Consider the following 21,301-nt stretch of genomic DNA (forward strand, 5'->3'; position numbering starts at 1 on the left):
CGTTTGCTCGGTTCTCCGCCCGCATCTCGCTCTAACGTATTAATATCGATCACGTTTATGACCTTGGATCGGACCGCTCCAAGGTCATCGCGATCTAACGGGGATAGGAAGATGGCGAAAATCGTCAATGTCGGGGTCCAGATGGACCATGTGTCGGGCATCAACATCGCAGGTGATTCCACCTTCGCGATGTGCCTTGAGGCACAGGCCCGCGGCTACCGGCTCTTCCACTACACCCCGGAGAAGCTGTCGCTGCGTGACGGCAAGGTTTTCGCCACTGCGCAGCAGATGACGTTGCGCGACGTCAAGGGCGACCACTTCACGCTCGGCGAGCCGGAACGGCTTGATCTTTCGACCATGGACGTGATCCTGTTGCGCCAGGATCCGCCCTTCGACATGGCCTACATCACCTCGACGCATCTGCTCGAGCGCCTGCATCCGAGGACGCTTGTCGTCAACGACCCGGCCTGGGTGCGCAACTCGCCGGAAAAGATCTTCGTCACCGAATTCGCTGATCTGATGCCGAGGACGCTGATTACCCGCGATGCCGCCGAGATCGCGCGATTCCGCGAGGAAATGGGCGACATCATCCTGAAGCCGCTCTACGGCAATGGCGGCGCTGGTGTGTTTCATTCCGCGCGCGACGATCGCAACATGTCGTCGCTGCTTGAAATGTTCGGCCAGATGTTCCGCGAGCCCTTCATCGCGCAGGAGTATTTGCCGGCGGTGCGCAAGGGCGACAAGCGCATCCTGCTCGTCGACGGCGAGCCGGTCGGCGCCATCAACCGCGTGCCTGCCGAGCACGACGCCCGCTCCAACATGCACGCCGGTGGCCGGCCCGAGCCGACCGAACTGACGGCGCGCGAGAAGGAAATCTGCGCCCGCATCGCACCGGCGCTGAAGGAGCGCGGCTTCCTCTTCGTCGGTATCGACGTCATCGGCGACTACATGACCGAAATCAACGTGACGTCGCCGACCGGCATCCGCGAAGTCAAGAAGTTCGGCGGCGCCGACGTCGCCAGCCTGCTTTGGGACGCGATCGAGCGCAAGCGCGCCTAGCGCAGGCGGCGCACGTGTTAGACGACAGGCGCGCGCTGTAGCCACGAGATGCTACCAGCGCGCAGACGCGCTCTGGCCGATCCCGATCGTGGTGCTGATTGGCTGGCGTCCATCACCGAGCTGTTGCAGACGCTCTATGGGAACAGGCTCCCAGCAATACCGTTCCAAAAAGGCCAGCCGAGCGAGTGCTCCCTGGACCGTGATTGGTTGCTTTGTCAGCCTATGCGCGGGCACCCGCGTCGCGTACCGAAGATGATGCGATTGCGTTCGCCACGGCTGCCGATTCCGCGAATTTCAATAATCTCCTGCGACGTCCGGCCGACGCGTGGATTGCGAAGATATCTTTGGGCTTTGTTAAGCGCCTGGCGCGGTGTGCACTGATAGGCTTCCGGCGGTCGGCGGCGATATTGCTGCTCGCCCCAGCCGTCGTCTTCGTCATAGTACCGGGGCTCGTCATAGTAGCGTGGCTGATCACGGTAGCGCGGGCCACCGCCGTCGATATAAATATCCAGATCCTGGGAAGCTGCCGCTCCTACTACGAAGGTGCACGCGATGGTGGCTATCGCACATGTTTTGATCATCCTGATCATAGGGCTCTCCTTTGACTGCCCGAGCATTTTACCGACGGAATCATGAACGGGAGCAAAACGGTTCACTGGACGACAATCACTCCCTGGCCGGTCGGCAGCGTCAAAATCGCCTGACCGTTTTTCCTCGCAAAGTCGTTCCACATCGCGTTTTGTTCCTCGCTGCCGCGGAACGCATAGTCATCGAGAACGATTGTTGCCCCCAGTACGAGATTGTCCCACACTCGTTCGATGCATTCCTTCTCGTATTGCGCGACGTTCAGGTCGATCGAAAGATAGGCAATGTTTCCGAGCGGAACGCCTTCGAGGGTATCGGGCAGCACGCCGCGAATGAGATGTGCATTGGGGAAAGGTGCAAAGTTGCGCTTCGCGACCTCAAAAACGTCCTCGTAGATGCCGGTGTTTCGCTGCGTTGTCAGGCGGCGTTCCACGTCGGTCATGTGCCCGTGCGGGATGCCGCCGAACGTGTCGAACAGCCAGAATTTGCGATCGAGCGCTTCGAAACCGAGATACCGGCACACCGTCATTGACAGAAGACCGGCGTTCACGCCGAATTCCACAAAGTCGCCTTCCAGGCGAAGCGCCCGCGATGCCGCCCAACAGCACGTGTGCGCGCGCCAGCGAACATCGGGAACGCGGCCGCGCTTCCGCCAGGCCTCCCGGTTGCCTTCCTCGGCAATGGTCCATGCTGCTGCAAACTGCGGCTCGTCCATGAACGACGTGTTCTTGTTCGTCGTCCTGAGGCCGTCAGCGGCATACCCAGGCAGCGTTTTGTCTCCATGTAGAAAGTATCGAGTGCGCTTTTTCAGTTCGCGGATGCCAACCATCATCAATCCCCTCTGGAAACATGAGGACTAAGTAGGCGTTCGAATGGCATCGGCAATCCGCCTGTGGCCGCTTGGATCCAAGTTGAGCGCAAGCGGTTGATACGTTTCGAGACCGATTGCGAACGCGCGCCGATGGCCGGCGGGCGATCTCTGGGTTTCAGCACGTCTGGTGACGGTGGGACGGTCGAGCGATGTGCTGCTCAAGCATCTGCGCGACGCAAGGCGTGATGTTCTGTTATTGTTCTTGTTTTTGTGTGTTTTCCGTGCAAGATTTATCGCTGCAACCACCGGGGTTGCGGCGGCATGGCGGGCCGCCCTGGTCGAAGAGGCGGTCATGGTTGCGCGGGTCAGTACGGTTGCATTCCAGGGGATAGAAGGTGTGCCGGTCGACGTTCAGGTGATGGTTGCACCCGGGCGGGTCGGCATGCAGATCGTTGCCTGCCCGACAAGGCCGTGGCCGAAAGCCGCGAGCGGGTGCAGGCAGCCCTTCATGCGTCTGGTCTAGCGCTGCCAGCCAAGAAAGTCACCGTCAATCTCGCGCCCGCGGATCTGCCCAAGGAAGGCAGCCACTTTGATCTCGCGATCGCGCTAGGGCTGATGGCCGCGCTCGGTGCCATCCCCGGCGACGCGCTGAATGGCTATGTGGTGATCGGCGAGCTCAATCTCGACGGTACGGTCGCGGCCGTCGCCGGCGCGCTGCCGGCCGCAATTGGCGCCAATGCGCTCGGCAAGGGGCTGATCTGTCCGGCCGAAAGCGGTCCGGAGGCCGCCTGGGCCGGCGCCGAGATCGATATTCTTGCACCCCGCAGCCTGATCGCCATCGCCAATCATTTCAGGGGCACGCAGGTGCTCTCCCGGCCGGAGCCTGCCATTCGCGCCGGCGCTACCGATCTGCCTGATCTTGCCGATATCAAGGGACAGGAGAGCGCCAAGCGGGCGCTCGAAGTCGCCGCCGCCGGCAACCACAATCTGCTGATGGTTGGACCGCCGGGCTCGGGCAAATCGATGCTGGCCTCGCGTTTGCCGTCGATCCTGCCGCCCTTGACGCCTGCCGAGCTTCTCGAAGTCTCGATGATCCACTCGATCGCCGGCCAGTTGCCGGGCGGCAAGCTGTCCGACCGGCGGCCGTTCCGCACGCCGCACCATTCCGCCACCATGGCGGCGATGATCGGTGGCGGCTTGCGAGCGAAACCAGGCGAGGCATCGCTCGCCCACAACGGCGTTCTGTTCCTTGACGAGTTTCCCGAGTTCCCCCCGCAGGTGCTTGATGCCCTGCGTCAGCCGCTGGAAACGGCGGAATGCATCATTGCCCGTGCCAACCATCGCGTCACCTATCCCGCCGCGATCCAACTGGTGGCAGCGATGAACCCGTGCCGGTGCGGCATGGCGGGTGAACCCGGCCGCACCTGCGCCCGTGGCCCGCGCTGCATGAGCGATTACCAGGCGCGCATCTCCGGCCCGTTGATGGACCGGATCGATCTGCGCATCGACGTACCGGCTGTCAGCGCCGCAGACCTGATCCGGCCGATGGCGGCAGAGGCCAGTGCTGCTGTGGCAAGACGTGTCGCCCGCGCCCGGCAATTGCAGATCGATCGCTTCGCCGCGCTCGGCAGTCGCGAGCCATCCAGCAACGCCCGCTGCTCGACGGCGATGATCGAACGCATTGCCGAACCGGATGCAGCCGGCCTGCAGTTGCTGCGCGACGCTGCCGAAAAACTGAAGTTCTCAGCGCGCGGCTACCACCGCGTCCTGAAGGTGGCGCGTACGCTCGCAGATCTCGATGGCAGCGCGACCGTCGGCCGGCTGCACTTGGCCGAAGCGATCTCCTACCGCATCGCCGGCGAGCGTCTGCAAGCGGCCGCCTGACGGTCGTTGACGGCGTCGGGCAGTCGCCGTCCGCGTTACCTGCAATTGCGGTTTCGGAAGTCGGCGACTTTGCTTTTGTATGCTGCCGCACAATTCCTGACATGCGCATCGACCCAAGTTGGAAACTAACGGGGCAAGTTTGGAGCCTTGCCGCGTCCACTGGGCGCCATGTCTGACTGGCGGAGTCGCGGCGCTCTGCGGCGATGGTCGTCCTTCGTTGCAGGTTCTCTCGAGTGGTCATTGCAACGCTTCTTCCGCGCTTGCCGTCGGCAATAGGCGGAAACGGTCGAGTGCCCTATCTTGATGACGGCACCGGATACTTGCCGCACTGCTCAATTTGGGAGGTTTGTCATGACGAACGGTTCGCTCAGACGAACGGATAGCGCCGAACGTGTGATCGTGGCGTCCGCGCAGGTGGTTTATCTGGCACTGCTTGATCCGAAAGCCGTGACGCGATGGGCTGCCCCCGGAGGGGATGACGGGCCATGTCCATGCATTTGAGGCGAAAGAGGGCGGTCGCTATCGCATGGCGCTCGTCTACGATAAATCCGAACATGGCAATCGCGGCAAGACGTCGGATGAGACCGATATTGTCGAGGGGCGCTTCGTCGAGTTGCGCCCGAATGAACGCGTCGTGCAGCAGGTGGAGTTCGAATCCGAAGATCCGGCATTTGCCGGGATCATGACGATCACCTGGGCACCGGAGACGATATCCGGTGGCACCCGGGTGCGTGTAACCTGCGCGAATGTTCCTGAAGGCATATCGCGGGAGGATCACGAGGCGGGTCTTTCATCGACGCTTGCCAATCTTGCTGGTTTCACCGAGCGAAACCCCAGAGCATAGCTTCCTAAAGCATGTCGCGCAAAAGTGTGCAGCGGTTTTGCGATAACGACATGCGCAAAAACAAGAGCTTAAAGCGCAGAAAGCGAATCTGAAAGATCGCGGCGCGAAAAGCATGTCGCGCAAAGTGTTCAGCGGGTTCGCGATCACGACATGCGCAAAAAACAAGAGCTGAAAGGGCAGCAAGCGAATCCTGGAGATCGTGAAGCGCTTTCGAGCGCTTCGAGAAAAAGTACGAAGCGGAATCTCGTCAGAATTCGTAAAAACAAGAAGATAGAGCGCTTTTGCGCCTCCGTTTAAACCGGAACATTCTCAATGAAGAGAACGGATGCCGGTGTTTCAGGCCAGCGACGTGGTTTGAAGGTCCGGTTTGGCGCACGCGGGGCCGGCGGTGACGCCCGCAGTCCAGCAGTGGGCAACAAAAAAGGGCGCCCGAAGCGCCCTTTCGTTTGCACTTTGCAATGATCGGCTTACGCGCCCAGGCCTTCGAACAGAACCGTCGAAAGGTACCGCTCGGCAAAGGATGGGATGATGACGACGATGTTCTTGCCGGCGTTTTCCGGGCGCTGGCCGATCTCGATGGCGGCGGTGAGGGCCGCACCCGAGGAGATGCCGACCGGCACGCCTTCGAGCCGGGCAACGAGCCGGGCGATCTCGACGGCTTCGCCGCTGTTGACGGTGACGACTTCGTCATAGACGCTGGTGTCGAGGATCGCGGGCGCGAAGCCGGCGCCGATGCCCTGGATCTTGTGTGGGCCAGGGTTTCCGCCCGAAAGCACGGGCGATTCCTCTGGCTCGACGGCGATCACCTTGATCGACGGCTTGCGTGCCTTCAACACTTGGCCGGCGCCAGTGATTGTGCCGCCGGTGCCGATGCCCGAGACGAGGATGTCGACGCTGCCGTCGGTGTCGTTCCAGATCTCCTCGGCCGTCGTCTTGCGGTGGATTTCCGGGTTGGCCGGGTTTTCGAACTGCTGCGGGATGATGGCATACGGCAAGGTCTCGACCAGCTCCTGCGCCTTGGCGATCGCGCCCTTCATGCCCTTGGCGCCCTCGGTCAGTACCAGCTCGGCGCCGAACAGCGCCAGCATCTTGCGGCGCTCGACCGACATGGTTTCCGGCATGGTGAGGATCAGCTTGTAGCCCTTGGCGGCGGCGACGAAGGCGAGCGCAATGCCGGTGTTGCCCGAGGTCGGCTCGACCAGTGTCGTGCGGCCGGGAACGATCTTGCCCTGCGCTTCCAGGCTCTCGATCATGGCAACGCCGATGCGGTCCTTGACCGAAGCGATCGGGTTGAAGAATTCGAGCTTGGCGAGAAGGTTGGCCTTCACGCCCTTTTCCTTGGCAAGCTTGTCGAGCCGCACGATGGGAGTGTCGCCGATCGTTTCCGTGATCGAGGAGTAGACGCGGCCGCGGCCGGGCTTGCGCGTGTCAGACATTAAGTTTCTCCCTTGGGTGTGACGATTTGGTTGTGACAATAGGGGCCATGCCCGTTCTATTCCAGAACGGTAACCGCGACGCGACGATCAGCCGGAGGAAAAACCACCGGCGGAAGCCCAGTCCGGGGAATGTTTTTTCAGGCGGCGCGGGTAGCGATATAGGCGGCGGTGCCTGCCAGCACGCCAGCGGCAACGCGGTTCAGCGCCAGCAATGCCTTGGGCTGTTTGAGCAGCGTGCGCGCCCGTGCGGCAAGCAGGATATAGGGCAGAAGCACGGTCAGCAGCACGAGGAACGTCGCGATCAAAAGCAGCCCGTATTCGCGCGGCCCGATCACCGCAATGTCGATCAGCGTCGGCACCAGCGCCACATAAAACAGCATTGTCTTCGGGTTGCCGAGCGTGACCAATAGGCCCGAAAGGAACGACATCGACACGCTTGCGGATGTCTTCGCCTTGATGTCCCGCGGCAACAGGCCGGCGGTCCAAAGCTTCCATGCGATGTAGCCGAGGTAGAGCACGCCGGCGAACTTGACGATCAGGAAAGCGGTCGTGAAGGTCTGGGCGATCAGCGCCAGGCCGAGCACCACGGCGGTCAGGTAAACCATGTCGCCGAGGATCAGGCCGAGCCCCATGAAGAAGGTCTCGCGAAAGCCGGAGCCGAGCGCTCGCGCAACGAGCGCCGTCACGCCGGGGCCGGGAATGATGGCTGCGATGAAGAGAGCGCCGCTATAGGCAAGCAGGGCTGCAAGCGTCATGATCGTTCCTCCCGGGTGGCGACGCCGCTTTTACCAAAGAGCGTCGAAAATGGAAATCGGGATCGGCGGGCGAGCGGCAATTTCGCGACAAAATTGATCGGGTGACAAGTCTGGCGTTGCCCGGTTTTTGGAGATGCGTAGAGCTTTGGGAAATACTCAATAAAGGCGCGCGTTATGCCCGAGATCCAAAACATCATCGGCTTTGCCCTCATTGCTCTCGGCATGGTGCTGACACCCGGGCCGAACATGATCTACCTGATCTCCCGCTCGATCAGCCAGGGGCCGGCGGCCGGCCTGATCTCGCTTGGCGGCGTCGCGCTCGGTTTCGTCGTCTATATGGTCTCGGCGGCGCTCGGCATCACCGCGCTGCTCTTGGCCGTGCCTTTCGCCTATGATGTCCTGCGGCTCGCCGGTGCCGGATATCTCGTCTATCTCGCCTGGCAGGCGGTCAGGCCCGGCGGGCGCTCGCCGTTCCAGATCAAGAACCTGCCGAAGGACGGTCCGCGCAAGCTGTTCCTGATGGGCTTCCTGACGAGCCTGCTCAACCCGAAGGTGGCCGTGCTCTATCTCTCGCTCCTGCCGCAGTTCATCCGCCCGGAGGCGGGCAATGTGCTGGCGCAGTCGATGATCTTCGGCTCGATCCAGATCGCCACCAGTGTCTCGGTCAACGCGATGATTGCGCTGGCGGCAAGTTCTATCGCCGCCTTCCTGGCCGGGCGTCCCCTGTTCATGGTCGTGCAGCGCTGGGCGATGGGCACGGCACTGTTCGGCTTTGCCCTCAGCATGGCCGCCGAAGCGCGCCGTTGACACATGTCGCGCAAAAGTGGGCAGTGGCTTTGCGATCACGACATGCGCAAAAACCAAAGCTTTAAGCGCAGTCAGCGAATCCTACTGCATGTTTCGTTAAATCCTATTCGATTTAGCGATAAAAACATGCAGCCATTCAAAGTGCTACAGCGACCTTTGCGCGTCTAATAGGACGCGCGGCGCTGTAGAGATCGCGACGCGTTTCAGATAAGCGGCCTCTATCGGGCTTCAGGCAATTCGCTGCCGCGCGCCGCTCTACGGCGACACGCGGCGTGGTCTTTCCTATTCGAACACCGGCCGCATGAAGCTGCGCTCGTAGCTGACGATGCAGCGCGTCTTTTCGCCGAAGGCGAAAGCCTCCAGGCATTCCGGGTCCTTGGCCATTTTCCCGCGATAGACTTCATATTCGGCCAGGCTCGGGAAGGTGAAGAGCGCCAGTGCGATGTTGTTTGCGCCCTCGTGCGGCATGAAATAGCCGTGATGGGTGCCGCCGAGCCGGTTGACGAGCGGTATCCAGAGCTTGGCGTAGTGCTCGAACTCGGCCAGCTTGTAAGGGTCGATAACGTATTTCAGATAGCAGGTGATCATGCGGTTCTCCCTTCGCGTCTCCGCTTGATAGGCGAGGGCAGGCGAAGTTTCCAGCCGAGATTCATGCCGGCTGCGGCGACCAGGATGGCGATCGAACCGAAGATCTGGATCGGCTGCAGCGCATGGCCGAAAGCCAGCCGATCGACGACGATGGCAGCGATCGGGTAGATGAAGGATAGCGCCCCGGTCATGTGCGTCGGCAGCCGCTGGATCGCGCCGTAAAGCAGCACATACATGATGCCGGTATGGATGACGCCGACGGCAATCAGGATCGACCACTGTTCGGCGCCGGAAGGTGCCGGGGCGGCAAGCGCCATCGGCGCCAGCATCAGCGTGCCGGTGACCACCTGGATCAACGCGATCAGATGCGGAGGCGTTCCCTTGAGCAACTTCGTCAACAGGGCCGCGATCGCGTAGAAGAAGGCGGCACCGATCGCAAGCGCGATGCCGATCAGGTAATCCTCCGGCGCAAAGCCGCCGCCGGGCTTGGCTGAAATGATCGCCAGCATGCCGGCAAAGGAGATCGAAAGCCAGAACACCTTGGTCGCGGTGATCTTTTCGCCGAGGAACAAGGCTCCGAGCCCCAAAAGCATGAACGGCTGGGTGTTGTAGACCATCGTCGCGATCGAGATCGAGGCATGCGAATAGGCCGCAAACAGCAAGAGCCAGTTGACGACGATGGCGATGCCGCCGGCAATCGACAGGAGCACCGTCCGCCGGGTGAAATGGCGCCGGTCGAGCAGGCCGAGCATGGCCGCGATCGCCACCAGCGTCACCGCGCCGAATACGCAGCGCCAGAAGACGACGCTCGTCACCGGCTGGCCCGACATCAGCACGAACCAGCCGATCGTGCCCGATATCAGCATGGCCGCCGTCATCTCCGCACTGCCTCTTTTAATGTCTGCGCCCATGGCGATCACTCCTCGGTTGAGGCTCCAAGATTAATCGGCCAGAGCGCAGGTTTATATGGAGGATCGCAGGTGTTTCTGCTATTATACCTCATCATCTAAGATGGTTTCGATCTTTTGGCTTATGAGGTTGCCCATGCTCGATGAACTCGATCGCCGCATTCTGGGTATCCTGGCGGCGAATGCGCGCGTGTCGCTGAAGGAGCTGGCGCAGGAGGTGGGTCTGTCCTCGCCAAGTGCCGCCGAACGTTTGCGCAAACTGGAGGAACGCGGCGTCCTCGACGGCTTCACCATCGCCCTCAATCCGGTGAAGCTTGGTTATCCGCTGCAGGCGATCATCCGCGTGCGGCCGATGCCGGGCATGCTGCATATCGTCGAGAAATTGATCCAGGAGACGCCGCAGATCGTCGAATGCGACAAGGTCACCGGCGACGATTGCTTCATCGCCAAGCTGTTCGTGCGCGATATGGGGGAACTGGACACGCTGCTCGATCGCATCGCCGAGAAGGCGCAGACCAATACGTCGATCGTCAAGTCGACACCGGTCAAGCGGCGCTTGCCGCCGCTTATCTGATCCAACGTTTCGAGATCACGCAATTCCGGACGGAAAACCGCTTCGCACTTTTCCTGGAAATGGTCTAGACGCCCGTGGAGCCGAAGCCACCGGCACCGCGTGCCGTGTCGCTGGCGCTGTCGGCTTCCCGAACGCTCACCTGTGTCACTGGCGCGATCACCATCTGCGCAATGCGCATGCCGCGTTCGATGACGAAGTCCTCGTCGCCGAGGTTGACCAGCAGAACCTTCACCTCGCCGCGATAATCGCTGTCGATCGTGCCCGGAGTGTTGAGGCAGGTGATGCCGTGCTTGAAGGCAAGGCCCGAGCGCGGACGGATCTGCGCCTCATAGCCGGCCGGGATCTCGAAGATGAAGCCGGTCGGCACCAGCGCCCGCTTTCCTGGCGCAAGCGTCATCGGCTCGCCGACTGCCACTGCGGCGCGCAGGTCCATGCCGGCAGCACCCTCGGTCTCATAGGCCGGCAGGTCCAACGCCTCGGCATGCGGCAGGCGGATGAAGGTCAAGGCGGGTTTTGTCTGGGGCGTGTGCATGGTCATCGTTTCATAAGCCGGGCGCTCACTGCGCCGGTCAATTGCATAATGAGGGCTGAGCCTGTAAAGACGCCGCAACTCACAGGAATCTACGACATGGCCGAAAGTCTCGCCGAGGCGGTCTCCCGCCGCCGCACATTTGCGATCATCGCCCACCCGGACGCGGGTAAAACCACACTCACCGAAAAGCTGCTGCTGTTCGGCGGCGCCATCCAACTCGCCGGCGAGGTCAAGGCCAAGAAGGATCGCATCCAGACCCGTTCGGACTGGATGAAGATCGAGCGCGAGCGCGGCATCTCGGTCGTCACCTCGGTGATGACCTTCGAATATGGCGGCAATGTCTTCAACATTCTCGACACCCCCGGTCACGAAGACTTCGCCGACGACACCTACCGCACGCTGACGGCGGTCGATGCGGCGATCATGGTCATCGACGCGGCAAAGGGTATCGAGCCGCGGACGCTGAAGCTGTTCGAAGTCTGCCGCATGCGCGACATCCCGATCATCACCTTCGTCAACAAGATGGACCGCGAGAGCCGTGACCCCTTCGAGATCCTCGATGAAGTCGAAGAAAAGCTGGCGCTCGATTGTGCGCCGGTGACCTGGCCGATCGGTCGCTCCAAGACCTTCTGCGGCTCCTATCACCTTGCCGACAACACCGTGCGCGGTGCCGATACGCAGGAAGTGCTGACCAGGGTCAACGGTCCTGAGATGGTGGCTCACCGCCTGCCGGAAAACGAGCGCGATGCTTTCATCGAAGAGACGTCGCTGGCGATCGAGGCCTGCAAGCCGTTCGACAAGAAAGCCTTCCTTGAAGGTCACCTGACGCCGGTCTTCTTCGGCTCGGCGCTCCGCAACTACGGTGTGCGCGACCTGATCAACGCGCTTGGCGAGATCGCCCCGCCGCCGCGCGACCAGGTTGCCGACACGCGCACGGTGCATGCGACCGACGACAAGATGACCGCCTTTGTCTTCAAGATTCAGGCGAACATGGACCCGAACCACCGCGACCGCATCGCCTTTGCGCGCGTCTGCTCCGGCAAGCTGGAGCGCGGCATGAAGGCGCGGCTGTCGCGCACCGGCAAGCAGCTGGGTCTGAGCGCCCCGCAGTTCTTCTTCGCTTCACAGCGCCAGCTGGCCGACACGGCCTATGCGGGCGATGTCGTCGGCATTCCGAACCACGGAACCCTGCGCATCGGCGACACGCTCACGGAAGGCGAACATCTCGTTTTCCAGGGCGTGCCGAACTTCTCGCCGGAAATCCTGCGCCGCGTGCGACTTGAGGATGCGATGAAGGCCAAGAAGCTGAAGGAAGCCCTGCAGCAGATGGCGGAGGAGGGCGTCGTGCAGCTGTTCTCGCCGGAAGACGGCTCACCGGCGATCGTCGGCGTCGTCGGCGCGCTGCAGCTCGACGTTCTGAAGGAGCGCCTGCAGGCCGAATACGGCCTGCCTGTCTCCTTCGAAATGTCGCGCTTCTCCGTCTGCCGCTGGATTTCGGCCGATCAGCCTGGTGACCTCGACAAGTTCGTCACTGCCCGTCGCGGCGATATCGCCCGCGACCTCGACGGCGACCCGGTGTTCCTGGCGCAGGACAGCTTCTCGCTGCGCTATGAGGCTGAACGTTATCCCGCGATCAAGATGGTCGCGATCAAGGAATATCACGTCGCCAAAGCGGCGTGAGAAGGCGGCGTGAACGATGACACTGTCAGCCGGCGGCGTTCGCCGGCTGACCATCGGCCGATCAGAAGGCCGACATGCGCAGCGCCAGCACCAGCTGCGTCACCCTGAGGGTTATGAAGACGTAGATCGCCAAAAGCAGGATCTGCAGCGCCAGGTGCCGGCGCACCTTCGACAGCCTGTGCAGACCATCCGCCAGGTTGAGCAGAAACAGGACTGTGCCGATGACGGAGACGATGTAGCCCGCCACGGCGATGTTGGGCAGGCCCTTGATCTCCAGGCTGCGGCCATTCTCGATCGCATGCATGCCGGCGGCGATCACCAAGGTCGCCATCACCAGGTTGCGCACATGGCGAAAAATCTCTTCGAGCCCGCCATTATCGAACAGCATTCGCCGCGCCAGACCGAGTTTTGATCGCGTACCTTCAGTCATCATCGCCTCTTGCTCGCCGCATGATCCTTAAATCGGGGTCGAGTTAAAGGCGGAACTTTGCGGCAAATTTAAAGAACGGCAGCATCGCGCCCCTTTTGACGTGGGGCGCTGCAGGCTGCCGGGAGGCTGCGATAGTATGACCGGTGGCCTTGCGTCAAAGACTCTCATGTGTGGCAAAGGCAAACCGCGGCGCCGCTCGGCTGAGCAGCATAGAGGTCGGGCGGACATGCCAGGCGGCGGCGATGGCTTCCTCCAATGCGGCAACGAGTTCGGCCACGTCAGCCGCTGCGGTTTCATGCAGCGCCTCCGCGACGATGAGGGCCGACGTGGTCTGCGGGTGGATCGCCGAATAGCCGCTTTGCCGGTTGGTCCATCGGCGCGCATGGGCGCGTCCCTCCGCATCGCGAAAGATCACTTCATCAGGTTCAGGGTGTTCCGTTTCACCGGAGAAGGTTGCATAGACCTCGTCTCCGCCCGCGCGGGTAACCTCGAGATTGCCGGAGATGCGGGAAACGTCGAAGACGGCGATGGGCATGGCAAAGGCCAGCGACACGGCGTTGCACAGGTCGATCAACGGATGGATCGACGGCAGGTCGCCCTCCTTCCTGAACCGGCGCAGCAAGGCTTCGGACGCGCAGCGATACTGCGTCGGCTTCAGTCCCATCCTGGCGAAGGTGCGGCGCCACGCCTGAATTTCCGCAAGTTCGCCTTCGGCGCGCGTTGCAAGAACGTCCCTGGCGATCGCCTGAAACCGCTCGACGGCATCGGCGACCGAAACGTCGCTGCGAATGCCCTCGACGTGGAGCGCGCCGGCTGCAAGCTCGGGAAAATCACGCCAGATGCTGTCTGAATGCTGGAAATGCATGGGATGCCTCGAAGTGGAAGAGATGATGACGGCGTCAGCTCTGCGTTTGGCCGGCAGTCTTGGGCCGGAAATGCGGCATGGCAAGACTGAGGACGGCGACAAGCACGCAGCCGATGCCGGCGAGCTGGTTGATGCTGACGGGTTCGCCGAGAATGACGAAGGCCAGCAGCACGGCGGAGACGGGTGCAAGAGCGGTGAAAACCGAGGCTTCCGTTCCGCTCACCCTGGCGGATCCTGCGTACCAGAGGATGAAGCCGGCAACGGTCGGGACCAGGGCATAATAAAGCACGGCTGCCAGCGACTGCATCGTGACCCCTTGCTGCGACGGCGCTTCGAACAGAGCGGGCACGATGGCGACGGCAACGCCCATGCCGGCCATGATGGTGGACAAGGCGAGAGGTGCGATCGGCGTTCGGATGCGTTTGTTGATCAGGATGAACAGCCCTTCGCAGATCACCGCGCCGAAGACGAGAGTGATGCCGAGCGGCGAATGGTGTGCACCATCGTCGGGCCGAAGCACGATGGTCAGAACGCCCGCTGCCGCCAGCCCGATCGCGACAAGGGTCGAGCGGCTGGGCCGTTCGCCGAGCAGCAGGATGGCGATTCCGGCAGAGACGACCGGTAGAGTGCCGATAACGACGCCGGCATCCGTCGCCGAACTGTAGCGCAACCCGGCAATCAGAAGTGTCGTGTAGCCGACGCTGCCGGCTCCGGCCTGCAAGAGCAGGATCAGCCACTCGCGCCGCTCCAACCTTGGCCAAGGCGTGCCGGTCAGTCGCACCAAGGTGAAGAACAGCGGAAAGGCGACCGCGAAGCGCAAGGCGGTGGCGCTAAACGGCGGTAAGCCGGAAGCGATCAGCTTGCTGGCAATCACCGTGCTGCCGACCGTGATCATCGCCAGCGAGAGGTAGAGGTATCCCTGAATTTTTTCCGTCATGCGGCCACTCCTGCGTTGGCGCGCAGAAAACCTCATCCGGATCTTTCGGTCTTGAACGGAATTGCAGGCGTTAAGGCGTGGCGAGCAAAACTGTGTAGCGATTCTGCATTGACGACATCCGCGAAAACAAGAACGCAAAGCGCGTCTTCAGGTCAATGGAATGCATCGGCATAGGCGCCCGGCGAAATGCCGTACTTGCGCACGAAGATTCGGGTCATGTGGCTCTGGTCGGCAAAGCCGCCTTCCACTGCCGCCTCGGCAAGCGGCACGCCCCGCGCAATCAGCCGCCGCGCCAGATCGATGCGGCGTTGCACGAGATAGGCATGCGGCGTGAGCCCGAAGGTTTTCGAAAAACCGCGCACCACCTGAAATCGGCTGAGGCCGGTTGCCTGCGCAAGGTCGGACAGGGTGATGGCGACGGTCGGATCGTCGTCGATCAGGCTTTGCGCTCTGCGCATCGCCGACGGCACATGTCCGCCATGCGTTTTCCCCTCACGCACGCGCATCACATCGGCCAGCAGCGTCAGGACGTGCTCCTCGCCCTGCATCCCCGTCCGATCGCCATCGGGTGCGGTGATCGCGCTAAAAAGAGCCTGGAAGTGTTTCGACGTTCGCTCATCATGGAAGGCGGGAGCGGTGAATTCTGCACTTCGCGTCCTGCCCTGGCTGATGTCCTCCATGGCGTCGGCGATTGCGGAAGGCTCGAAATAGAGCATCCGCCAGGACCGTCCCGCATCGCCGATCGGCATGCCGTCATGGACCTCGCCGGGGTTGACCGTGATCATGTCGCCGGCGCCGGCTTCCACCATGCCGCGACCGCTCAGCGATTTCTGGGCGCCCTGGTGGATGAGGCCGATGCCGAATTGCTCATGCGTGTGGCGGGCAAACACGTGCCCCGACGCCGCCTCGACGGCCTCGATGCCGCCAATGCGGCCGGGGAATATCGTGAATCGGCCCTTTGCCATCGCCTCGCCTGGTCGGGCACTGGTGGCCCGTCGGATGTTTCAGTTCTTTCTTACACCGGCCGCGCCTTTCCGGCCATGGCGATCGACTGTAACCGCTGCGACGGCCGCAAGGTCGGCGCGACAATGGGCGCAGGCATGGGCTGATGCTTTTGTCCTTCCGGCGTTGCAATCGACGGCCGCATGCTTAAATTCCGCCGTCGAATGACGATGACGACCGGAGATGTGCCGAATGCTGGACCTGCGCGTTCACTTCCTCGAAGCCGATGGAGCCCTTGCACAATGGCGCGAGCAGATCCTCGCAGACGTGCAAGTGACGGCAGAGCGTGTCGGCGGCCGCGTTTCCGCGGCCGACAGGGCTGCGCCCGTCGATGTCATCGTCGAGCGCCGGCCGGGCGAGACGATTCCGGAGCTTGGGTTGTCGGGTGCCTGCTACCGCCGCGGGCTCGTGACGGTCACGCTCGATCCGGACAATCCCAACTTCGCCGCCAGTCTCGCCAATGGCGAGCTGCGAAAGACGCTCACGCACGAACTTCACCATTCCTTCCGCCACGCGATGTGCGGTTATGGTTTCAGGCTGGGAGAAGTCTTGGTCACCGAGGGCCTGGCGGACGCTTTCGACGCCGAGATCAACGGTGGCGATGGCAATCGCTGGAACCACGCTATCCCTGCCGAAGACTGGTTGGGGGTTATCGAGCAGGCCGAGCTGGAGCTCTGGGCCGACGCCTACAACCACAGCGCCTGGTTCTTCGGCTGGAGCAGCCATGGCAACCCGCTTCCCCGCTGGGCCGGTTATTCGATCGGCTATCATCTCGTCAAAGCCTACCTCGCGGCCAACCCGGACGCGCGTCCGTCGCAGATGACCGGAACCCCGGCACCCGAGGTGATCGGCCAAGCCTGGGCACACTTGAAAATAAGGATGACGGCCGAGGCATGACCGGGATTAATCCCTGTCGTGACCGGGCAGTGCACCGACGTCGTTGATCCAGGGCAGGGCGGACGAGCGCCAGATCTGTGATTTCGGGGTGAGCTCACGGCGCTGGTTGATCGTCCCGAGGCGAATGCCGACCTCTTCGGCGTCCTCGTCCGTGCCGGTGGTGTAAACCGGCGAACCGCAGTTCGGGCAGAAGAACTGCAGCCGCTTGCGGCCGTTCTCTGCGGTCTTGACGTAGAGCTTTGGTTCGCCCCCGGTCAGTCGGAAATTCTCGCGGGCCGTGCCGGCCGACACCCGGTAGGCCGTTCCCGTCAGTTGCTGGCAATCGGTGCAGTGGCAGATCGCGACATCGTCCGGATCGATCTCCGCCTCATAGGTCACGAAGCCGCAATGGCATTGTCCGTCGATCCGCATGGCAAAGCCTCCCTGAAAGACCATAACCTAGAGCGTTTCCGTCCTAAACGGAGTCACGGAAACGCTCCATTTTTCGCATTTCCTGAAGGAAAGCCGCTTCGCACTAACGGCTCTGGGGCGGCCCGCTTCCGTCCATCCCAGTGCAACGGTACGGCACGGTGCCGTACGGATCGGCGCACACCTAAGGTCCTGATCGGTAGGTGCGCCACGTCGCTCCTAAACGCCGGTAAACAGCCACTCGTGTTCGCGGGCGTTGTGGAACTTCCAGACCCGCTTCGGCCCGGCCATGACGTTGAGATAATAGACGTCGTAGCCGTGCACGGCCGCAACGGGGTGATATCCCCTCGGCACCAGCGTCACGTCCCCGTCTTCCACCGCCATGGTCTCGTCCAGCGAGCGATCGTCGGTATAGACGCGCTGCACGGCAAATCCCTGCGGCGGGTTCAGGCGGTGATAATAGGTTTCTTCCAGGTAGCTCTCGGCGGGCAGATCGTCCTGGTCGTGCTTGTGCGGCGGGTAGGAAGAGGTGTGTCCGCCCGGCGTGATCACTTCGACCACCAGCAGCGACTGGGCGGAGCTGTCGTCCTCGGGCATGATGTTGGTGACATAGCGGGTGTTGGTGCCCTTGCCGCGGGTCAGCTGCGGGTGTGTTCCCGGCTTGATCACCTTGGCCTTGAAACCCTCGCCGCCCGGGGCCGAGCAGATCGCAAGATCGAGATCGGTCGTCGCCGCCACTTGCCAGCGGCTGCCCTTCGGCACGTAGACGGCATAGGGCTGCCCCTCGAACGGCGTCATGCGCTCACCGAGCTCGCCGAAATCCTCGCCATCGACCGAAACCTTCGCCTTGCCCGAAACCAGCACAAGGCAAATTTCCTTGTCGCCCGCCTCGCCCTGCGTCGTCTCGCCCGGCTTCAGCCGATTGAGCGCGAAACCGACATAGGTCCAGCCGGCGCTTTCGGGTGTGACGTTCTGCATCAGGCCGGACTTGGCCTTCGGTTTGACGAGCAGTTTGGACATTTGGGGGTCTCCTGACTTCTTACTTGGCGGCGGCATTCTTGGCCTGCCCCTCACCCTAGCCCTCTCCCCGCAAGCGGGGAGAGGGGATTCTGGAGTGCGCCTGATCTTCTTCGCCTTACGCTGCGAGGGGGGGCGCGGAGCTAGCGGCATTTCCCTTCTCCGCGCGAGCGGGAGAAGGTGGCGGCAGCCGGATGAGGGGCGTTCCCCTCGAACCTGGCAGCCGGATGAGGGGCTGCTAAGCCCGATCGAGCCCGGCTTCCTTGGCAAACGCCTTCAGCGATTTCAGTCCGAGCGACTGATACTCGAAGGGATTGCGCACGGCGGAATCCTGCTCGGCTTCGATCACCAGCCAGCCATCGTAATTGTGTTCGGCGGCGATTTTCAGGACGGGGAGGAAATCGACGCCGCCTTCGCTGTCGCCCGGAACGGTGAAGACGCCGCGGCGCACGCCTTCGAGGAAGGAGAGGCCTTCGCCTTCGACGACCTTGCGCACGGCAGTGCGCACGTTCTTGCAATGGATATGGCGGACGCGGTGCATGCATTTTTTCGCAACCTCGGCCGGGTCGGAGCCGCCGAACCAGGCATGGCCGGTGTCGAGCAAAAGCTTGGTTGCCGGACCGGTGTTCTGCATCAACAGGTCGATTTCCTCGCCGGTCTGGACGATCGTGCCCATGTGGTGATGGTAGACGAGATCGACGCCCTGGTCGGCGCAATATTGCGCGATCGCTTCGAGGTCTGCACCGAATTTCTTCCACTGGTCTGCCGGCAGCACCGGCTTGTCGTTGGCGACCGACTTGGTGTCATCGCCGTGAATGGCGTTCGAGGTCTCGCAGACGATCGCCACCTTGCAGCCATTGTGCTTCAGGAGGTCGAGATGCGGCTGGATCGCCTTCTTCTCTGTCTCGACGTCATGGGTGAGCAGGTTGGTCGAGTGCCAGCCGGAGACGAAGACGAGGTCGTAGGAGGCGAGCTTTGCCTTCAGTGCTTCCGGATCGGAAGGCATCTTGTGGCCCTTCTCGATGCCGTCGAAGCCGATCTTCTGGCAATCGGAGAGGCAATCCTCGAGCGTCAGATGCGCGCCGATCGAATGATCGTCGTCGTTGCTCCAGGCGATCGGATTGGTTCCGTAGCGGATCATGTCTTTCACTTTCTCTTGCGTCATCCGCTTGGGGCGGAAGGTTTGTTGTGTCTCACTCGTACGGCAGGGGAGGGCGACGATGGCTCCTCATCCGGCTGCCGCCACCTTCTCCCCGCTTGCAGGAGAAGGGATATGCCGCGCTCTCCGAAGTTCCCTCTCCCCGCAGGCGGGGAGACGGTTAGGGTGAGGGGCATAAATGCGCAACGGCGCCCACGTGGACAACGCGGGCGCCGAAAGGGCAATCTCAGCCAAAGCGCTGGGAGGTCAGCGCCTTCTCGTAGCCCTTGCGGGCCTCGTTGACTTCCGTACGGTTGGAAACCTCGGGGACTGCGACATCCCACCAATGGCCGCCTTCGTCGGTGGTGATCAGCGGATCGGTGTCGATGACGATCACGGTCGTGCGGGCTTCGCCTGCCGTTTCCTTCAGCGCCGATTCCAGTTCGGAAATCGAGCCGACCTTGCGGGTGAGCGCGCCCATCGCCGCGGCGTGCGCAGCGAAATCGATCACCGGCAGCTCGACATGGTGCGTGTCGCGCAAGAGGTTGTTGAAGTTGGCACCGCCGGTTGCCATCTGCAGCCGGTTGATGCAGCCGTAGCCGGCATTGTCGAGCAGCACGATGGTGATCTTGGCGCCGAGCATGATCGACGAGGCGATCTCTGAATTCAGCATCATGTAGCTGCCGTCGCCGACCATGACGATGACGTCGCTGTCGGGGCGGGCGAGCTTGGCGCCGAGGCCGCCTGCGACTTCATAGCCCATGGTCGAGAAGCCGTATTCCATGTGGTAGCCGCCGGGCGTTTCCGCCTGCCAGAGCTTGTGCAACTCGCCGGGCAGCCCGCCTGCCGCACAGACGAGGACCGTCTCCGCTCCGCCGCGTGCACGCTGGACCGCACCGATGACCTGTGCGTCCGAAGGCAGCGCCGCATTCGTGGTTGCCGTCGCCTTGTCGGCGGCCTTCAGCCACTCGGCCTTGCCGGCCTTGGCCTTGTCGGTCCAGGCGGTGTCGGCCTTGTGATTGCCGAGCCCGGCGGAAATGCGTTCGAGGCCGATGCGCGCATCGGCGACCAGCGGCAGCCCCTCATGCTTGGCCGCATCGAACGGCTGGACATTGAGGCCGACGATCTTCAGCCCTTCGTTCTTGAACAGCGACCAGGAGCCGGTGGTGAAGTCCTGCAGCCGCGAGCCGACGGCGAGCACGACGTCGGCCGCTTCCGCCAGCTGGTTGGAGGCTGACGTGCCGGTGACGCCGACCGAACCCATGTTGAGCGGATGGCTGTGCGGCAGGGAGGACTTGCCGGCCTGGGTCTCGACAACCGGAATGCCATGCTTTTCCGCGAAGGCGGCCAGCGCCTTGCTGGCTTCCGAATAGAGCACGCCGCCGCCGGCGACGATCACCGGCTTCTCGGCTGCCTTCAGCGCAGCAATAGCAGAGGCGAGCTCATCGGCATCGGGCTCGATGCGGCGCGAAGACCAGACCTTCTCGTCGAAGAAGGCTTCCGGATAGTCATAGGCTTCCGCCTGCACGTCCTGGCAAAGCGAGAGCGTGACCGGGCCGCAATCGGCCGGATCCGTCAAAACCTGCATGGCGCGACGCAGCGCCGGGATGATCTGCTCCGGCCGGGTGATGCGGTCGAAATAGCGCGAAACCGGACGGAAGCAGTCGTTGGCCGAGATCGTGCCGTCGGCAAAACCTTCCACCTGCTGCAGCACCGGATCGGGCCTTCGATTGGCGAAGACATCGCCGGGCAGGAAAAGAACGGGCAGGCGGTTGACGTGGGCAAGGGCTGCCGACGTCACCATGTTCAGCGCCCCGGGGCCGATCGAGGTGGTGCAGGCCATGAAGCGGCGGCGGAAGCTCGCCTTGGCAAAGGCGATCGCGGCATTGGCCATGCCCTGCTCGTTCTGGGCGCGGTAGGTGGGCAGCGTATCCTTGATGCCGTGCAGCGCCTCGCCGACGCCGGCGACGTTGCCATGGCCGAAGATGGCGAAGACGCCGCCGAAGATCGGTACCTTGTTGCCGTCGATGACGGTCATCTGGCGGGTCAGGAACCGCGCCACGGCCTGTGCCATGGTCAGGCGCACGGTCTTCTGGCTCATACTCTGTTTCCTCCTCGTGGCGAAATCGTCCCGTTTCGCCGAC

21 protein-coding genes and 1 pseudogene are annotated in these 21,301 nt (G+C 62.5%); 7 read left to right on the forward strand and 15 right to left on the reverse strand.

The window, feature by feature from the left end; translation table 11 throughout:
• Window positions 1–111: 111 nt before the first annotated feature.
• Entirely contained in the window at window positions 112–1,059 is a 948-nt protein-coding gene (gene gshB, locus J3R84_RS19425; protein WP_025425622.1) for a glutathione synthase, read from the forward strand.
• 215 nt (window positions 1,060–1,274) lie between these two features.
• Here the strand turns inward: gshB and J3R84_RS19430 are convergent, their stop codons facing one another.
• Together J3R84_RS19430 and J3R84_RS19435 are read right to left on the reverse strand one after the other, a co-directional pair.
• Window positions 1,275–1,649: a hypothetical protein gene (locus J3R84_RS19430; RefSeq protein WP_025425623.1), complete on the reverse strand. Its 375-nt coding sequence runs from the start codon at window positions 1,647–1,649 to the stop codon at window positions 1,275–1,277.
• 62 nt (window positions 1,650–1,711) lie between these two features.
• Entirely contained in the window at window positions 1,712–2,476 is a 765-nt protein-coding gene (locus J3R84_RS19435) for a TylF/MycF family methyltransferase (protein ID WP_225906194.1), read from the reverse strand.
• A gap of 331 nt (window positions 2,477–2,807) precedes the next feature.
• Between J3R84_RS19435 and J3R84_RS19440 the strand changes: the two are divergent.
• Together J3R84_RS19440 and J3R84_RS19445 are read left to right on the forward strand one after the other, a co-directional pair.
• Window positions 2,808–4,339: pseudogene (locus tag J3R84_RS19440) on the forward strand (YifB family Mg chelatase-like AAA ATPase).
• Window positions 4,340–4,814: 475 nt separating this feature from the next.
• Window positions 4,815–5,183 (forward strand): SRPBCC domain-containing protein, encoded by a 369-nt coding sequence (locus tag J3R84_RS19445; protein ID WP_225906195.1) that lies wholly within the window; start codon window positions 4,815–4,817, stop codon window positions 5,181–5,183.
• 467 nt (window positions 5,184–5,650) lie between these two features.
• Here the strand turns inward: J3R84_RS19445 and cysK are convergent, their stop codons facing one another.
• Both cysK and J3R84_RS19455 read right to left on the reverse strand, forming a co-directional pair.
• The gene (cysK, locus tag J3R84_RS19450; RefSeq protein ID WP_025425626.1) at window positions 5,651–6,619 is read right to left on the reverse strand and encodes a cysteine synthase A; all 969 of its coding nucleotides are present in this window, start codon (window positions 6,617–6,619) and stop codon (window positions 5,651–5,653) included.
• A 137-nt stretch (window positions 6,620–6,756) separates the two neighbouring features.
• Window positions 6,757–7,374 (reverse strand): LysE family translocator, encoded by a 618-nt coding sequence (locus J3R84_RS19455; RefSeq protein ID WP_025425627.1) that lies wholly within the window; start codon window positions 7,372–7,374, stop codon window positions 6,757–6,759.
• A gap of 174 nt (window positions 7,375–7,548) precedes the next feature.
• Between J3R84_RS19455 and J3R84_RS19460 the strand changes: the two genes are divergently transcribed.
• Entirely contained in the window at window positions 7,549–8,181 is a 633-nt protein-coding gene (locus J3R84_RS19460; protein ID WP_025425628.1) for a LysE family translocator, read from the forward strand.
• Window positions 8,182–8,463: 282 nt separating this feature from the next.
• On the opposite strand, the gene J3R84_RS19465 is transcribed toward J3R84_RS19460, so the two are convergent.
• Together J3R84_RS19465 and J3R84_RS19470 are read right to left on the reverse strand one after the other, a co-directional pair.
• Window positions 8,464–8,769: an NIPSNAP family protein gene (locus tag J3R84_RS19465; RefSeq protein ID WP_025425629.1), complete on the reverse strand. Its 306-nt coding sequence runs from the start codon at window positions 8,767–8,769 to the stop codon at window positions 8,464–8,466.
• A complete protein-coding gene (locus tag J3R84_RS19470; RefSeq protein WP_025425630.1) occupies window positions 8,766–9,680 on the reverse strand; it encodes a DMT family transporter in 915 nt (304 codons plus the stop codon). Before J3R84_RS19470 ends, J3R84_RS19465 begins: the two co-directional genes overlap by 4 nt.
• Window positions 9,681–9,813: 133 nt before the next feature.
• On the opposite strand from J3R84_RS19470, the gene J3R84_RS19475 reads away from it, so the two are divergent.
• Entirely contained in the window at window positions 9,814–10,251 is a 438-nt protein-coding gene (locus J3R84_RS19475) for an Lrp/AsnC family transcriptional regulator (RefSeq protein ID WP_025425631.1), read from the forward strand.
• A 64-nt stretch (window positions 10,252–10,315) separates the two neighbouring features.
• Here the strand turns inward: J3R84_RS19475 and dut are convergent, their stop codons facing one another.
• The gene (gene dut, locus J3R84_RS19480) at window positions 10,316–10,783 is read right to left on the reverse strand and encodes a dUTP diphosphatase (protein ID WP_107026886.1); all 468 of its coding nucleotides are present in this window, start codon (window positions 10,781–10,783) and stop codon (window positions 10,316–10,318) included.
• Window positions 10,784–10,879: 96 nt separating this feature from the next.
• Between dut and J3R84_RS19485 the strand changes: the two genes are divergently transcribed.
• Entirely contained in the window at window positions 10,880–12,463 is a 1,584-nt protein-coding gene (locus J3R84_RS19485) for a peptide chain release factor 3 (protein WP_025425633.1), read from the forward strand.
• Window positions 12,464–12,524: 61 nt separating this feature from the next.
• Here J3R84_RS19485 and J3R84_RS19490 read toward each other — a convergent pair whose 3' ends face one another.
• The 4 genes from J3R84_RS19490 to J3R84_RS19505 all read right to left on the reverse strand — a co-directional run bounded on the left by J3R84_RS19490 (window position 12,525) and on the right by J3R84_RS19505 (window position 15,660).
• Window positions 12,525–12,893 (reverse strand): hypothetical protein, encoded by a 369-nt coding sequence (locus tag J3R84_RS19490; protein ID WP_225906196.1) that lies wholly within the window; start codon window positions 12,891–12,893, stop codon window positions 12,525–12,527.
• A 154-nt stretch (window positions 12,894–13,047) separates the two neighbouring features.
• A complete protein-coding gene (locus tag J3R84_RS19495) occupies window positions 13,048–13,758 on the reverse strand; it encodes a B3/B4 domain-containing protein (RefSeq protein WP_025425635.1) in 711 nt (236 codons plus the stop codon).
• 34 nt (window positions 13,759–13,792) lie between these two features.
• Window positions 13,793–14,695 carry a DMT family transporter gene (locus J3R84_RS19500; RefSeq protein WP_025425636.1) on the reverse strand — a complete coding sequence of 301 codons (903 nt, stop codon included), beginning with the start codon at window positions 14,693–14,695 and terminating at the stop codon, window positions 13,793–13,795.
• A gap of 152 nt (window positions 14,696–14,847) precedes the next feature.
• Entirely contained in the window at window positions 14,848–15,660 is an 813-nt protein-coding gene (locus J3R84_RS19505; protein WP_025425637.1) for an AraC family transcriptional regulator, read from the reverse strand.
• A gap of 229 nt (window positions 15,661–15,889) precedes the next feature.
• Here J3R84_RS19505 and J3R84_RS19510 point away from each other — a divergent pair, with 229 nt between their 5' ends.
• The gene (locus tag J3R84_RS19510) at window positions 15,890–16,594 is read left to right on the forward strand and encodes a DUF2268 domain-containing putative Zn-dependent protease (RefSeq protein WP_025425638.1); all 705 of its coding nucleotides are present in this window, start codon (window positions 15,890–15,892) and stop codon (window positions 16,592–16,594) included.
• A gap of 6 nt (window positions 16,595–16,600) precedes the next feature.
• Here the strand turns inward: J3R84_RS19510 and J3R84_RS19515 are convergent, their stop codons facing one another.
• The 4 genes from J3R84_RS19515 to iolD all read right to left on the reverse strand — a co-directional run bounded on the left by J3R84_RS19515 (window position 16,601) and on the right by iolD (window position 21,258).
• The gene (locus J3R84_RS19515) at window positions 16,601–17,005 is read right to left on the reverse strand and encodes a GFA family protein (RefSeq protein ID WP_025425639.1); all 405 of its coding nucleotides are present in this window, start codon (window positions 17,003–17,005) and stop codon (window positions 16,601–16,603) included.
• Window positions 17,006–17,221: 216 nt separating this feature from the next.
• Window positions 17,222–18,022 carry a 5-deoxy-glucuronate isomerase gene (gene iolB, locus J3R84_RS19520; RefSeq protein WP_025425640.1) on the reverse strand — a complete coding sequence of 267 codons (801 nt, stop codon included), beginning with the start codon at window positions 18,020–18,022 and terminating at the stop codon, window positions 17,222–17,224.
• A 235-nt stretch (window positions 18,023–18,257) separates the two neighbouring features.
• Window positions 18,258–19,160 carry a myo-inosose-2 dehydratase gene (gene iolE, locus J3R84_RS19525; protein WP_025425641.1) on the reverse strand — a complete coding sequence of 301 codons (903 nt, stop codon included), beginning with the start codon at window positions 19,158–19,160 and terminating at the stop codon, window positions 18,258–18,260.
• Window positions 19,161–19,404: 244 nt separating this feature from the next.
• On the reverse strand, window positions 19,405–21,258 hold the full coding sequence (gene iolD, locus J3R84_RS19530) for a 3D-(3,5/4)-trihydroxycyclohexane-1,2-dione acylhydrolase (decyclizing) (protein WP_025425642.1): 1,854 nt from the start codon (window positions 21,256–21,258) through the stop codon (window positions 19,405–19,407).
• Window positions 21,259–21,301 lie beyond the last annotated feature (43 nt).

Origin of the sequence: Ensifer canadensis, from assembly GCF_017488845.2 — a bacterium.
In the GTDB taxonomy this organism is placed as follows: Bacteria; Pseudomonadota; Alphaproteobacteria; order Rhizobiales; family Rhizobiaceae; genus Ensifer; species Ensifer canadensis.

Excerpts from the sequence above, each read along its gene's own strand:
- J3R84_RS19510 (WP_025425638.1), top strand. The coding sequence starts at position 15,890 with ATGCTGGACCTGCGCGTTCACTTCCTCGAAGCCGATGGAGCCCTTGCA.
- J3R84_RS19500 (WP_025425636.1), bottom strand. The coding sequence starts at position 14,695 with ATGACGGAAAAAATTCAGGGATACCTCTACCTCTCGCTGGCGATGATC.
- J3R84_RS19495 (WP_025425635.1), bottom strand. The coding sequence starts at position 13,758 with ATGCATTTCCAGCATTCAGACAGCATCTGGCGTGATTTTCCCGAGCTT.
- J3R84_RS19430 (WP_025425623.1), bottom strand. The coding sequence starts at position 1,649 with ATGATCAGGATGATCAAAACATGTGCGATAGCCACCATCGCGTGCACC.
- J3R84_RS19515 (WP_025425639.1), bottom strand. The coding sequence starts at position 17,005 with ATGCGGATCGACGGACAATGCCATTGCGGCTTCGTGACCTATGAGGCG.
- dut (WP_107026886.1), bottom strand. The coding sequence starts at position 10,783 with ATGCACACGCCCCAGACAAAACCCGCCTTGACCTTCATCCGCCTGCCG.
- J3R84_RS19435 (WP_225906194.1), bottom strand. The coding sequence starts at position 2,476 with ATGATGGTTGGCATCCGCGAACTGAAAAAGCGCACTCGATACTTTCTA.
- J3R84_RS19505 (WP_025425637.1), bottom strand. The coding sequence starts at position 15,660 with ATGGCAAAGGGCCGATTCACGATATTCCCCGGCCGCATTGGCGGCATC.
- iolE (WP_025425641.1), bottom strand. The coding sequence starts at position 19,160 with ATGATCCGCTACGGAACCAATCCGATCGCCTGGAGCAACGACGACGAT.
- gshB (WP_025425622.1), top strand. The coding sequence starts at position 112 with ATGGCGAAAATCGTCAATGTCGGGGTCCAGATGGACCATGTGTCGGGC.
- J3R84_RS19460 (WP_025425628.1), top strand. The coding sequence starts at position 7,549 with ATGCCCGAGATCCAAAACATCATCGGCTTTGCCCTCATTGCTCTCGGC.
- J3R84_RS19465 (WP_025425629.1), bottom strand. The coding sequence starts at position 8,769 with ATGATCACCTGCTATCTGAAATACGTTATCGACCCTTACAAGCTGGCC.
- J3R84_RS19485 (WP_025425633.1), top strand. The coding sequence starts at position 10,880 with ATGGCCGAAAGTCTCGCCGAGGCGGTCTCCCGCCGCCGCACATTTGCG.
- J3R84_RS19470 (WP_025425630.1), bottom strand. The coding sequence starts at position 9,680 with ATGGGCGCAGACATTAAAAGAGGCAGTGCGGAGATGACGGCGGCCATG.
- cysK (WP_025425626.1), bottom strand. The coding sequence starts at position 6,619 with ATGTCTGACACGCGCAAGCCCGGCCGCGGCCGCGTCTACTCCTCGATC.
- J3R84_RS19455 (WP_025425627.1), bottom strand. The coding sequence starts at position 7,374 with ATGACGCTTGCAGCCCTGCTTGCCTATAGCGGCGCTCTCTTCATCGCA.
- J3R84_RS19445 (WP_225906195.1), top strand. The coding sequence starts at position 4,815 with ATGACGGGCCATGTCCATGCATTTGAGGCGAAAGAGGGCGGTCGCTAT.
- iolB (WP_025425640.1), bottom strand. The coding sequence starts at position 18,022 with ATGTCCAAACTGCTCGTCAAACCGAAGGCCAAGTCCGGCCTGATGCAG.
- J3R84_RS19475 (WP_025425631.1), top strand. The coding sequence starts at position 9,814 with ATGCTCGATGAACTCGATCGCCGCATTCTGGGTATCCTGGCGGCGAAT.
- iolD (WP_025425642.1), bottom strand. The coding sequence starts at position 21,258 with ATGAGCCAGAAGACCGTGCGCCTGACCATGGCACAGGCCGTGGCGCGG.
- J3R84_RS19490 (WP_225906196.1), bottom strand. The coding sequence starts at position 12,893 with ATGACTGAAGGTACGCGATCAAAACTCGGTCTGGCGCGGCGAATGCTG.